We start from the raw sequence: 13,466 nt of genomic DNA, 5'->3' as shown, positions 1-13,466 counted from the left end.
AAGGAAGCACCATGAAAAAATTATTCGCCCTCATCAGCGCAGTCACTGCTGTACTAATTATGACCGGTTGCAGTCAAGCACCTGCCGAGCAAGCTCAACCTAAAAATACTGAGCCCGATAAAGTGACCATCGGACTGACATACATTCCCGATGTACAGTTTGGACCGCTCTACGTGGCACTGGATAAAGGATATTTTGCAGACGAAGGCCTGGATGTAACCTTGCGACATCACGGTGCACAAGAAGCCCTCTTCGGAGCGCTTGAGGCTGGAGAAGAAGACATTGTTTTTGCTGGCGCTACCGAAATGATGCAAGCCCGGACTCAAGGTCTTGATGTTGTTAACTGGGCGACGCTTTATCAGAAATATCCGGTGACGCTGATTACGACAGCCGATTCAGGGATTAAAACGCCAGCTGATTTGGTTGGCAAAAAAGTTGGGCTTCCTGGCCCGTATGGCGAAAACTATTACAGCCTGCTGGCAATGGAAGAAAGCTACGGCCTGAAAGATAAGATGACTGTGGAATACATCGGTTACACGCAAGCAGCTGCAATGGCTGGTCATCAAGTTGACGCTATCATCGGCTTTAATAACAATGATTCAATTGCGATAGAAAACGCTGGTCTCGACGTCGTCGAAATTCCGATGGTTAAAGGCGGCCAGATGCCACTAGTAGGCGTGGGCTTAGGATCGTTGAAGTCGAATCTTAACCCACAAGTCTATGCTCGTGTGCTGTCTGCGATAGAACGTGGCGTCAACGAATCAATAAAAGATCCTGATGCTGCTATGGATATTATTGCTAAGCATGTTCCATCTCTAACAGACCTAGATCAACGTGCGTTGGGTCGTAAAGTTTTTGATGCCACCCTCAAGTTGTATACCAGCGATAGCGAATTTGGCCACCAAGACTCCCAGCTATGGGAAAAGATGAGCACTTTCTTAGCTGAATCTGGGATTGTTGACAAAGCAGTACCACCGCTAAGCACATTCACTGCTGAGGTTGTTAAACTCAGCTCCACAAACAGGTAGTCATTAATCGGGCTGGACCATACCAGTAGCATAACGACCAGCGGCCGCCGCTGCGATGAATGATGAAACATCTTCATCCAGTGTGCGGCCCATCGTGCGCAACCCGACTGGCGAATGTGTCAGAGCCTCGTATAAACCGTCACAGTTTACGCTAGCGAGAGTGACATGCCGATATGATTCCAGTTCGCTGATTTGAGCATCGACGACGTCAAACCATGATTGCGGAATCAGATCCTTAGGCAAAGTAGTGAACTGGGGAAGTGGTACATAGCAATCGACCTTCACGACGTCTCGTAGGACTCGCAGCGTATGGTGTGACACTCCGTAGTGGCGTCCGCGTTGATCGGCATTCGACATCCGTACGCAGGCAATTGGAATTCCGCCTAAAGTTTCGACAGCGTTCAGGGCATCGCCGCAGGCGACTCCAGAGAATCCCCAACGCGTACCAGTCCCAAGATTTCCTGGTCCCTGTGCCACGATGGCAATGTCTGCTTGCCAGACGTGCCGGGCAGCTAGGAGTGCACTGTGTACATTGACTGCTTCCAAGTCACCGCCAAAAGCTTGACCGCACGTGATCGTGCCTGCGATATGTCCTTCTTGGCGTAAACCAGCGCCTGCCATAGAGAACCATGCTGGTAGTGCGCCACCGTCGGTCATAACGTAGGCGATTCGGGCTTCTGGCTTACGTGAGCGAATACCGATAGTAATTGCAGGTAGCGCAGAATGTAGGTCAGCTACGACGACGGGCATACTGTCAATCGAATCGGCATTTTCCAGTAGGTCATGGTGAGGAGATTCTTGTTCATCAACCCCTTGTACCATGAACTGTTGCGGCAGATAGCGAGCTTTAACGATGTGGCCCGGCTGTGGCGGGGGATCTGCAGGCAAGTGTTCCGGGGCTAGAACGATCATCATATATCCACCAGTGCCCAACCCACGTTCATAGGCAGAGGCAGATAAAATAACCCGATCGCCGGCTGATAACTCACCAACGATTGGTACATAACCTAATGCTTTGACTTCGCGTCCATCATCTAGTTGTACGAGATATTCGGCCGCCGCGCTCCAGCTGCGACGAAGTGTGAGAATAATGCCTTGTCTGTAGATCATCATGTCTTAACCATAGTGCACTAAAGTAGGAGTATGCCTACGTCTGCTGAAGAACGTCGTTTTACTCTTCTCACTTTGTTGTCTCGCTCGGCAGTTTCGGCTGCCCGCATTGCTGAGCTTCCGGCATATCGTGAGCACTCAGGAATTGCCTTACAACGCATGATTGAGCGCGATATTCAGATACTCCGACAATCTGGAAACGTGATTGTGGTGGATTCTCAGTATCGCTACCAGCTCGATAAGTCCGGGACTATCCCTATTGATTTGTCTGGAGTTGATGTAGGCGCGTTGCGGAGAGTCCTAGGCACCAAACGGCGGAATAACGTTGAGGCATTCGCTCAGTTCGGCGCAACAAAAGTACTGGGAAACGGGCTAGTTTCGGGCACCATTAATCCATATCGGATAAAGGTCCCGGTGGGGGACAGCGTTGTAGATGTGGCTCAAGCTATTGTGGCGCGGCGTCAGATTCAATTCAATTATTCTCGGCAAGGCGCACCAACACGTTATGTGATTGAGCCGTGGCGCATTGAAGTACATTTCGGTGCCTTTTACGTCTCTGGGGCAGTTGTTCAACGAAACAAGACTAAAGCGGATGGCGACGTAAGAACGTTTAGACTTACCCGCGTTGCCGGTTCAGTTCGAGTTCTCGAATCCGGCTTTCTCTATGATCAACAGCCAACTATTGATTCTGACCTCAATACGATTGATGTTCGGCTTTTTGTTTCCGATCCGGCGATGCCGTTAGCCCGCCGTGGCCGTATTGTTGACCATCGTAACGACGGCGTTATCGTGGAGTTCTTAGCAGTTGATCGTTGGGATATGATTGACGACATCGTCTTTCACGGCTCGGCGGTTGACGTTCTAGAACCGGAATGGCTACGTGACGATATCGTTGATCGGTTAGCCCATGCACAGGAGGTCCTCGATGAGCTTCGGTGATCTCTCCTTAGCCCGCAAGCGGGCTCTTGCGGATTTTTTGCTACGCGAGCCTAACGTTACAGTGGGCGAATTAGCAGACCGGTTCGGGACATCGTGGCAGGATATGGCGCAGGAAATTGCGCAACTATCGACGGTGGAGCTGGTTGCCGGTTCATTTTTTGAAACGCCTTTCGACGTCTGGATCGACGACGAAGACGTATCTGCCGACTCGTTGGTACGGGTTTCTCAAATTGACAGTGAGCCGTTGTCTGGGCTGTCTTTACCAGAGGTCGTGGCATTATTGGGAACGACGGATGTGGCTATGTCCTCGTCCTCGCGGCATGAGGCGGAGGCACTTGGCGCCGTCCGCGAGCGCATTGCTGAGGCTGTTGAGGCGCACGGCTATGGTTCCGTCTTATGGCCCGCTCCGCAGTTACAAGCTCCACCAGTAGTTCTCGATGCCGTGCACGAGGCGTTGGCCACGCAGCACAAGATCGCTATAGATTATTGGAAGCGTGGAAAAGATCAGCCACATATGTCGACTGTTACTGTTTCGCCTGTTGATATCTCTTATGTTCCCTACCCTTTACTTATCGCGGCAAATGAGGCAGGCGAGGTCCGGCGATATCGGTTTGACCGGATATCAGATGCGCAACTGTGTGATGACCGTATTTCGGCTCGCTTTGCGCGCCGAATGAAATCTTTAGCTGAAAAAGATACTGAAGTCGAGGGCTATCATATTCAGCTATGGTGTCACTCTGGGGCACGCTGGGTGGTAGAAGAAGTACCGGGAGCAATTCTTCGCCAGGAGAATGACTACGACGTTATTGAATTACCGGTACGCTCAGAACAGTGGCTGTTATCGTTGCTTGTTCGGCTCGGGCAAACTGTAGAACGTATTGAGAAAGTTTAGGGTTAATCTGTGTTGGATCTTGTTGTTAAACATATCATCGATCAATATGCTGATCGGGGGATTTTCCTTGATGACTTTCAGCTTCAGGCGTTAAACGCTCTCGCTCGGGGAAAAGACGTTTTTGTTAGTGCGCCCACGGGGGCCGGTAAAACTGTTGTTGCCGAATGTGCTGTTGAGTGCGCATTAGCGACCTCCTCGCGGTGTATCTACACGGCTCCGATTAAGGCGTTATCGAATCAGAAGTTTAAGGATTTACAACAGCGCTATGGGGAAGAATATGTCGGCCTGATTACTGGTGACGTGGTGATCAATCGGGATGCGCAAATCCTCGTGGTTACCACTGAGGTCGTTCGCAATATGCTGCTCACTCGTGATGCCGATGTCGATGATATTGGTTACGTAGTGTTGGACGAAGTCCATTTCCTTGGTGATCCATTTCGTGGTCCGGTATGGGAAGAAGTCATTCTGCAGTTGCCGCGTTCGGTTCGGCTCGTATCGCTTTCGGCAACCGTAGCGAATATTGATGAGTTTGCAAGTTGGCTTCGCTCTATTCGTGGAACTACTGAAATCGTAACAAGCATGGTACGTCCAGTGCCGTTAGAACAGTTTGTTGCGACCAACCGATCGGTAGTCCCGTTGTTTGAATCTGATGGCACGGTTGCGTACGTTTCGAATAATCGCCAGCCATCTGATCCGCGACGACGTCGTGGCAATGCTGCTGGACGACGCCGGAAGGTATTACGCACATTAAGCGAACGCGATATGCTTCCTGTGATCCATTTTGTGTTTTCGCGTAAAGGATGTGATACCGCGGTAGCTGACTTACTCGATGCCGATGTGGTACTCACATCGAAAGCCGAAGCAACCGAGATCCGGCGTCGTACCGATATGCTTCGGAAAAATCTGAGTAGTACTGACGCTCAAACAATTCGGTTTGGATTTTGGGCGAAGGCGATGAGCCGTGGATACACAGCTCATCATGCCGGTATGTTTCCTGCGTTAAAGGAACTCGCAGAACAACTCATGGATGCGGGCCTCCTGAAACTGGTATATGCCACGGGGACGCTGGCTCTAGGGATCGATATGCCGGTACGGACCGTTGTTATTGAAGATCTCATCAAATGGAACGGCGAAGATTTCGTACCGCTCTCAGCCACCGAATATACCCAACTGATTGGCCGAGCTGGGCGACGCGGTAAGGATACGCACGGTAACGCCGTCGTCGTGGCAACTCCAGAACTAGATGTGGAATATTTAGCACATATCGGTTCGGGACATGTCGATCCGTTGGTATCGAAGTTTTTCCCCTCATATAACACCGTGGTCAACCTGTTGAGCTACCACAGTATCGATGAAGCCCGTGCCATTATGGGACGTTCTTTTGCGCAGTATCAGAAAAATGCGGATTTAGGTGAGATTGAAGCAAAACTGGCGCGAGTAGAAGCTCGAGTAGTGACCGAGGAACGCGAGCTGGACGGGATATGCGAGCACGGCTCAGTGACAGACTATGTGACAGTGTTGAAAGCTGCTGGGCGGGCGTCTAAGGCGCAACGTCGGCGCGCCAAAGAAGCGTATAAACGCGATATCCAAGACTCGTGGAATAACGTGGTAACGGGAATGCTTTATGCATTTGCTGTTGATGGCGACGTGAATTATGGAATTGCGCTATCTATATCTGGGCGACGAATCCGGATTATTGATGTCTACGGTGACCTTTTCTGGTTGCGTCAAGATGATTTATCCTCGCAAATGCGCGAGATTGGGTTTATCGATGTACCGTTCGGACGTTCGATTCGGGACTGGCGAGTACGTGAAGATTTTGCAGTGGCGATTAACGCTGCAGTCGAAGAACGAGTAGATCTAGGGCTTGACGAAGATCTGCAAAAGTCGTGGGACAAATATGCAGTGAACGCCACTCCTATAGTAGAGGCACACCCGGTTCATTCATGTCCGGATCGTGCTGTGCATCAGCGACAAGCTGCGCAGTATGTTACCTTGATGGATCGACGCCGTGAGCTGATGGAGTTACGCGACTCGTATGACGGGTCTGTAGCACGAGAATTCGATGCTACGCTCAGTGTGCTCACTAAATTAGGTTATCTCCACGTCAAAGAGGGGCAAGTGCGGCTTGGACCTGGAGGAGCACTGCTCCGTGGTATTCATAGCGAAGCAGATGCGTTGACGGTCATGTGTATGTCTGAGCCTATATTCGAGCAACTATCACCAGCTCAGTTTGCCGGAATATGCTCAGCTTTGTTGTGCGATCGTCGCTTTTCTTCCCGGACGCCCAGCAATCCTCAGCTGAGAGCTGCATGGTGGCGCATCGAGGCTAACATGGAAGATTTGGTTAGCCGTGAATCGGTAGCTGGGATCGTTCGCACGGGGATACCAACGCCAGGTGGAATCGATGCCTTTACCTTGTTGGCAAGCGGAGCCGATTTGGAAACCGCGGTGGGTGTATCGAAGGTAGCTGTGGGCGATTTGATCAATGCTAATCGACGGTTAATTGATATTTTGGGACAGTTGGTTGAGATCGGCAAAGATATCTGGTTAGGGGAGAAGGCATATCAAGCACGAGAACTATTGCGCCGCTGGGACTGGAACTAAGTCGTGTGTGAAATATGGCACAGTATTGGGAATTAGGGCGAAACTTATAACAGTAAAATTTGACAACATGTTGAAGTTGGATGTCAGTAATCTTGTCAATTAGGCTGATGCTTATACACTTCAGATGTAAGCAAGGCTCTCATTTGCGTTCGATAGAAAACGACTTTAACGGTCGGTCCGAGGTTCGCGGATGGGAGCCTTTGCCTATACTCAGAGTGTGGAGAATCGGATGTCTTTTCTAATACGTGCTGTGCTTGCCAGTGGTAGTGGATTACTCATGTGGCTAGCACAAGCTCCAGTATCGTTGTGGCCACTAGTTTTTCTGTCCCTTGGAACGCTATGGATTAGCGTTTATCGAACCACTATTCCGCGTTCAATAATCTTCGGATTTCTATGGGGTTTGTGCTTTTTTATACCGAATCTGGCCTGGGCTGCGATAGCGGCTAATTCTGTCTTGGCATTGGTAGCCCTTGCAGTTAGCCAGTCCCTTTTCCTAGCTGTTCTTGGAGCCGGTTGGAGTCAAATCTCTTATTTGCCCCATGTTTATGCGTGGATTAGTGGTGCCATAGCGTGGGCTGGTATCGAACATCTTCGCGGGATAATGCCATTTGGCGGTATGCCATGGGGGAAGATTGCCTTCGCGATGAACGACAGTCCGTTTGTTCGTTTAGCGCCTATCGGATCCACGTTATTAGTTGCGTTGGCAGTGAGTGCACTATCAATTTTGATCGCAAGTTCCATTTGCACACTTCGAAAGAATCCGTATCGAGCGGCTTCTTCGCTTGCTTTGGCATGCCTGCTTTTTTGCGCACCGTTACTTTCGCCGATCGGCGGTAAACCAGAAGCAACCGTTAACGTTGGTATTGTTCAAGGAAACTCGCCTACAAAAACTGAGATTCCGGATGGATGGCTCAGAGCACTACAAGTGACACGTAATCACGCTCAGATGGCAAGAACTCTCAATAAAGCAGATCTCGTCGTCTTCCCAGAGTCGACTTCCGATAGAGACATTAGAACCGACCCAGAAGTCCAAGAACTTGTCAACGAGATGTCGCACCAGTTGGGCGTACCAATCGTTTTAGGAACGCAACAGTATCTGGATAATGGCAGATACAATGATTATCTCGTTGTTGAGCCAGGCGGTTCCATTACCGCGCGGTATTCGAAACAGCATCCAGTACCATTTGGCGAGTATATTCCGTTACGATCATTCTTATCCGACCTCTCAAACGCTACCGCAGAGCTGATCTCACAGGTCCACATTGACATGTTGCCAGGGGAGAGCATGGCGCAGTTGACAGTTACCACGGCTGGTGGAGAGTTGCGCATGGCTACTCCAATTTGCTTTGAGGTCGCTTATGATGACATCGTTGCTGCTGGCGTGATGGGAAATTCTGCACCCGCAGATATAATCGTTGTTCCAACGAACAATGCATCATTTGGAGATTCTGGAGAGCCGTATCAGCAGTTTGAGATGACACGCTTTCGAGCGGTCGAGCATGGCAGAAGCGCCATCCAAGTGTCAACTACTGGTGTTAGTGGTTTAATAGATCCGAATGGAGTGGTCAGATATACAACGAACGTGGCTGAACAACATGCAGTTACGTTGCCGGTGATACTTCGGCATGAGCTAACTTTTGCAACGCGCACAGCAACATATCGTTACTACTGTGGCCATATTCTGGCAGTTCTCACGTTTGCATTAGCGGGTTTTTCACGCCGGCGCAATAATTGCTAGGATACTGCGCCGGCGTAATGAATTACGAATGCCGACGAGAATAAAGACGACCAGTGCGTAGTAACTCAAGCCGTTCGTTCAACAAGACTTGTAGTTCCTCTTCAGAGCGTCGTTCCAAGAGCATATCCCAGTGAGTGCGAGCTGGTTTAACAACTTTTTCTTCACCGTCTTCACCGTGGTCGCCAACGAGTTTCGCTTCAGCTCCGCATTTGCATTCCCAAGTTGCTGGAACTTCAGCATCTTGTGCAAGGGTTACTGTGAAGCGATGTCCACGTTCACACAAATACGTTTCGTCATGGCGTTCGACTAGAGCTACGCCGATATCTGATTCGAGTGAGTTAGCGCCGATTTTCATTCCGCGTAATGAACGTTCTACCATTATTAGCCTTTCAAAGATTGTTGAATATAGTTTATCAGGCGGTACAAGAGGGGTATTTAATGCTTGATAGGGCGCGATATCAGTTATAGTAATGAACCGATAATGTACATTATGTCAAATTAAATGGGTGCGAATATTGATAGTTGTTCCCACTCCTCTTACACTTGTTTGTTGCTTTACCTGTTGACACGTGTGCCAACCAAAAAGAAATACCCCAGCACTCCGTGTGCTGAGGTATTTCTGAACGCCATTAGTTTGCGGAAGCGAGCCGTGCTTTGCGCCGAGCAGCAAGTTCGTCAACAACTTCATCGTGTGCGCGCATCGTTGGAATTTCACTCAGCGAACCTTCGACTTCGCGCCATACCTTGCCTAGCGCAATACCGAATACTCCCTGGCCGCCATTGATCAGATCAATGACTTCATCGTTTGATGTACACAAATAAACAGATGCGCCATCGGACATTAATGTCACTGATGAAAGATCATCAACACCATATTCAGCAAGCTGTGTTATTGCTACGCGGATCTGTTGCAACGAAACGCCGGTATCTAGCAACCGCTTTACGATCTTGAGGACAAGCACGTCACGGAACGAATATAAACGCTGTGACCCAGAGCCAAGTGCGTTTTGGATTGACGGTTCAACTACCCCGGTGCGTGCCCAATGGTCTAACTGTCGATAAGTAATGCCGATAGCTCGGCATACCGCCGGACCTCGGTAACCTGTTTCAGTGTCAAGATCTGGTAATGTGTCCCCAAACAGCATTTGTTGTGCACGCTGTGGGTGTGTGCTGTGTGCAGTTCCGTCAGTCACGGACCCTCCTCATGGAATGTTACTTCTTATAGACTATTCCTCTGCGAGGCATTTGCCAACGACATCCTTGAAGTTTTTTCGGCGTGTCGCTGTGCCGTGTCTCAAGTTCTCCTTGAACTTTTGGTTACCGGAGCTCGACGTCTATACTTTCCAGCAATAATGCTCGATAGAAGTTTGTAATTAACGTTGCAAATTCACCAGATTCTGCAATAACTCGCTCTTTTGCCAGTGGCGTGTTCTTCGCCCGCTCAGTAGCAAGCATTGAAACCACGTGAGCTGCGTGAGAATGAGCAGAATGACGAACAGCACGCAACTGACGAATATCCATCCCCTTCTCTTCTAATAGCAGGACATATCGAACAATATCCACTGCCTGCGCTGTCAGCCTGCCACGTGAATCGGGTGTCAAGACTTTCGCATCAATTAAACGCTCAATATCTGAATATGAAGCACCAACTAATGCTGCAAGTTCACGGATATGCAAACGTGTTCCAGGACTCGGTTTCGACACTTCGTTCTCAGCCACTGCGCGCATCCTACCTGGATGAGCTGTGCTCCCCTCGCCCATATCAAGTTGGCGTAGCATCTCTTTGATCTGCGGCAACGCGACATAGCGATCGCGCTGTTCTATGAGAATGAAACGTAAGCGTTCGACGTCGGCTAGCGAAAACAACCTCTGATTAGAGGCAGTGCGCTGCGGCTCAATCAAGTTCTGGGACTCAAAATAGCGGATTTTTGATGCAGCCAGAAACGGGAACTCGCGAGAAAGTAAGTCAATGACTTCCCCGATTTTTAAGGTTCCCTCATGCGAAACATCCTGCGGCCACGATAATGTTGTAGCCGACGAAAGTTCAGAATGCTGTGCTCTGTCAGCGCTCATTGAGCCGCCTTTGGTGAGCTATAGAAAGTAAGCTGGTATTTGCCAATACGTACTTCATCGCCATCGCACAGGGCCGCTTCGTCAACCTGCTTCATATTGACGTACGTGCCGTTAAGTGAGTTTTGATCACGCACTACGAAGCCTTCTGGCGTACGGGCGAAAATGGCGTGTTTACGCGAAACAGTAACGTCATCAAGGAAGATATCAGCCTTAATGTGACGGCCGACAAGTACGTTATCGGCATTGAGTAAAAAACGTGCGCCAATATTTGGCCCATTCAAAGCGATAAGAATAGCAGACGACTCCGGTAATGCATTGATGGTTGCAATGTCTTCGGCGTCTAGGCCACGGCTAGCGAGTGGAGCATCAGGATGCTGCGAGATAGCACTGAATCGTGACGTCGCAGTTGGATCTTGCCACTGATCTCGGGTGTTGAACTCGTTATCCATCATCTTCTCCTTGTGTCACATTTATATAACATATCTTAGCTTAGGTTCGTTCCTAGAGTCATTCCCAGATGAATAATCTCAGCGTGCCTGATTGCGTAACGAACGGATATGGAAGTCACGTTTATCTAGGATGATTTTACGAAGTGCGGCAGGTGCCTGTGATGCTTTATCCAGCCAATCAGTCGCAGCCTGAACATCTGCATTGTTTTCCGGGAGTGTCCCTGGCTCTAGATCGGAGTGCGGATATAAACCGTAGATAAGCCGTTCAGCCAATTCTTGGGACTGAGTGCGCCAGATATCCTCGATCCGATCGAAATAATCAGGCAAGGCAGTGCGTGCTTCGCCAGCATGGAGATACTGCGTAAACCCATCAATCAGCGCAGACAGATGATCATTGGAGAGCTTAGTATTGAGGAGTTTGTCGAGCGTCTCCTGACGTGTTCCTGGGCGTGAAGCCAATGCACGTAGATGCGCGACGACGTCGGACGCCGTCCCGGTACGTTCAAGTTCAGCATCCAGCTCTGCCGCATCAACTGCGCCTGATGCAGCCCGCGCCGTCAGAAGCATCCATCGCAGATCGGTATCGCTCGTTTCGTTCAAGGTCTTGATGATATCTGCATCGCGGTGTGGTAGCATCGCGCCAATGGTGGCAAGGGTGCGAGTCCAGATTGTGAACGGATCCGAGCCTTCTGCTGCTTGTTCGCGCGCTTCTAGCGCAATATCGAAGAATTCATTAAGCGACTCATCGCGTTTGCGTCCGGCAAGGAAATAACGCATTGCCTGCATGACGGACATGGTGCGTTGCGATAACAACGAAGCTGAGGATAATAGCGGCTCGCGGGCGACAAAGGCCGCGTAGCTTCCGGGCTGTAGTAAGCCGTCGTACACCATTTGCCACAGCTGTCCCGAGACCACGGAACGTGACAGTGGTTCACTGATCTTGTTATGCAACGCCGAGTCGAGTGAACGCGCATCAAATGCTACCTTCAGGTAGGACAGTGCATCATCGTTCGGCAAAATAAGATCGACGTCTTCTCCCCCGATCTCGTTCCACGGGACGACGACGGAGTCGCGCAGATCGACGTTGTACGAAGAAACCCGTTGTAAGAAGCCATCGGTGAGCGCGAAACCAGATACGCGGATCCGGTGAGGGCGACGAATCGGCTGTCCAGAAACACTATCGGTTCCGATCTGGGACAATCGCGCACCTTCCGCAGTCCGCTCAACCATCACGGTGGAAACTCCGGTGGTGTGTAGCCATTCATCAGCCCACTCGTGTAGATCGCGCCCTGATGAGGATTCGAGTGCGGTAAGAAGATCGTTCAAGGTCGCGTTAGCAAAGGCATGCTTAGCAAAGTACTCACGTACCCCGGCAAAGAACTTATCTTCGCCCACGAAAGCCACGAGCTGGCGCAACACCGCAGCGCCCTTGGCGTAGGTAATACCGTCAAATGCTTGGTCAGCCGCTTCTAGGTCCGGGATATCGGCCACGATCGGATGAGTTGTTGGGAGCTGGTCGGTGCGCAACGCCCAATTGAGCCGTGCCCCAGCGAAATCAACCCAAGCTTCGGTGTACTGAGTTGCTTTAGCACTCGCCCACGCACCCATAAATTCGGCAAACGATTCCTTGAGCCACAGGTCGTCCCACCATACTGGTGTGGTGTAGTCGCCAAACCACATGTGCGACATTTCGTGCAGGATTGTGTTTGCGCGGGTTGCGCGTTGAGCACGGGTTGCTAAGCCCCGGAAAATGTAATGATCTTCGGAGAAAGTAACGCAACCGGGATTTTCCATGGCGCCTAAGTTGTACTCTGGCACGAATATCGAATCGTATTTACCCCATGGATATTCGCACCCGAATGCGGCCGGGAAAGTGTTGAGGCCCTGCTTCGTTACAGTGGAGATATCTTCTAAGTCAAAATGCTCCGCTAAGGTTGCCCGGCAATAGAAACCGAGATCAATTGTTCCTTGAGCAGTATCAGCGGTGTCGCGGAAAGCGGTGTATGGTCCGGCGATGAAAGCTGTTAAATATGTAGATTGCCGTTGCGTTGGTATGAAAGTAACCTCGACACACTCGGTACCTAACGAGTTTGGGCTGATGGTTTGACGATGATTTTCTACGCCGTTGGATAATATAGTCCATTCAGCCGGAGCGGAGATAGAAATATGGAAGTGGGTTTTCAGATCCGGCTGCTCAAAATTTGGGAAAACTCGACGTGCGTCTGCCGGCTCGAATTGTGTGTAGAGGTAGGTCTGGCCATCTTGTGGGTCGCGGAAACGGTGTAGACCTTCACCGGTGGTCGAGTACTGTCCCACGCCGTCAATAGTGAGTCGGTGAGTGCCTGGTTGTAGCTTGGGCAGGTAAACGCGCGCGCCGTCGAATCGTGGATCAACCGCTTCCCCATCGACGCTGAGCCGTGCCTGAGTACCGATAAAGTCAACGAATGTTTCGATCGGCTTGCGCACATTGATGTCGATGCGTGACGTAACTGTAAACGTATCTGTTTGTGCCGGCGCCTCCGTTACGTTGAGGTCAATAATATGTTTAGTGACCTCAAGGGCTTCAGAACGTGCACGAGCTTCGGAACGAGTGAGATTTTCGGTATTCATACATCCCATTCTGCCACTGC

Annotated in this window: 11 protein-coding genes; 5 read left to right on the top strand and 6 right to left on the bottom strand. The window is 50.3% G+C overall.

Annotated elements, in window-relative coordinates; genetic code table 11:
* Window positions 1-11 precede the first annotated feature (11 nt).
* Window positions 12-1,028: an ABC transporter substrate-binding protein gene (locus BLT51_RS06940; protein WP_091281473.1), complete on the top strand. Its 1,017-nt coding sequence runs from the start codon at window positions 12-14 to the stop codon at window positions 1,026-1,028.
* A gap of 3 nt (window positions 1,029-1,031) precedes the next feature.
* Here the strand turns inward: BLT51_RS06940 and BLT51_RS06935 are convergent, their stop codons facing one another.
* Entirely contained in the window at window positions 1,032-2,141 is a 1,110-nt protein-coding gene (locus BLT51_RS06935) for a DUF3866 family protein (protein WP_091281471.1), read from the bottom strand.
* A gap of 30 nt (window positions 2,142-2,171) precedes the next feature.
* On the opposite strand from BLT51_RS06935, the gene BLT51_RS06930 reads away from it, so the two are divergent.
* The 4 genes from BLT51_RS06930 to lnt all read left to right on the top strand — a co-directional run bounded on the left by BLT51_RS06930 (window position 2,172) and on the right by lnt (window position 8,314).
* Window positions 2,172-3,077 (top strand): helix-turn-helix transcriptional regulator, encoded by a 906-nt coding sequence (locus tag BLT51_RS06930; RefSeq protein WP_091281469.1) that lies wholly within the window; start codon window positions 2,172-2,174, stop codon window positions 3,075-3,077.
* Window positions 3,064-3,969, top strand: coding sequence for a helix-turn-helix transcriptional regulator (locus BLT51_RS06925; RefSeq protein WP_157672955.1), 906 nt, complete (start codon window positions 3,064-3,066; stop codon window positions 3,967-3,969). The genes BLT51_RS06930 and BLT51_RS06925 overlap by 14 nt, the downstream gene beginning before the upstream one ends.
* A gap of 9 nt (window positions 3,970-3,978) precedes the next feature.
* A complete protein-coding gene (locus tag BLT51_RS06920; RefSeq protein WP_091281462.1) occupies window positions 3,979-6,576 on the top strand; it encodes a DEAD/DEAH box helicase in 2,598 nt (865 codons plus the stop codon).
* A 229-nt stretch (window positions 6,577-6,805) separates the two neighbouring features.
* On the top strand, window positions 6,806-8,314 hold the full coding sequence (lnt, locus tag BLT51_RS06915) for an apolipoprotein N-acyltransferase (protein ID WP_157672954.1): 1,509 nt from the start codon (window positions 6,806-6,808) through the stop codon (window positions 8,312-8,314).
* Window positions 8,315-8,336: 22 nt separating this feature from the next.
* Here lnt and BLT51_RS06910 read toward each other — a convergent pair whose 3' ends face one another.
* From BLT51_RS06910 to pepN, 5 genes are all read right to left on the bottom strand, one after another.
* On the bottom strand, window positions 8,337-8,693 hold the full coding sequence (locus BLT51_RS06910; RefSeq protein ID WP_091281457.1) for an RNA polymerase-binding protein RbpA: 357 nt from the start codon (window positions 8,691-8,693) through the stop codon (window positions 8,337-8,339).
* Window positions 8,694-8,943: 250 nt separating this feature from the next.
* Window positions 8,944-9,459: a MerR family transcriptional regulator gene (locus BLT51_RS06905; protein ID WP_091282676.1), complete on the bottom strand. Its 516-nt coding sequence runs from the start codon at window positions 9,457-9,459 to the stop codon at window positions 8,944-8,946.
* Window positions 9,460-9,631: 172 nt separating this feature from the next.
* Window positions 9,632-10,387, bottom strand: coding sequence for a transcriptional regulator FtsR (ftsR, locus tag BLT51_RS06900; RefSeq protein WP_091281455.1), 756 nt, complete (start codon window positions 10,385-10,387; stop codon window positions 9,632-9,634).
* Complete coding sequence (locus BLT51_RS06895) at window positions 10,384-10,836, bottom strand: FHA domain-containing protein (RefSeq protein WP_091281452.1); 453 nt, start codon at window positions 10,834-10,836, stop codon at window positions 10,384-10,386. The genes ftsR and BLT51_RS06895 overlap by 4 nt, the downstream gene beginning before the upstream one ends.
* 78 nt (window positions 10,837-10,914) lie before the next feature.
* Complete coding sequence (gene pepN / locus BLT51_RS06890; RefSeq protein ID WP_157672953.1) at window positions 10,915-13,446, bottom strand: aminopeptidase N; 2,532 nt, start codon at window positions 13,444-13,446, stop codon at window positions 10,915-10,917.
* Between the last annotated feature and the right edge of the window lie 20 nt (window positions 13,447-13,466).

The sequence above is a fragment of the Arcanobacterium phocae genome (assembly GCF_900105865.1).
Taxonomy (GTDB): Bacteria; Actinomycetota; Actinomycetes; order Actinomycetales; family Actinomycetaceae; genus Arcanobacterium; species Arcanobacterium phocae.
Note: the sequence above shows the minus strand (reverse complement) of the source record. Positions and strands in the feature narration are given on the sequence as shown.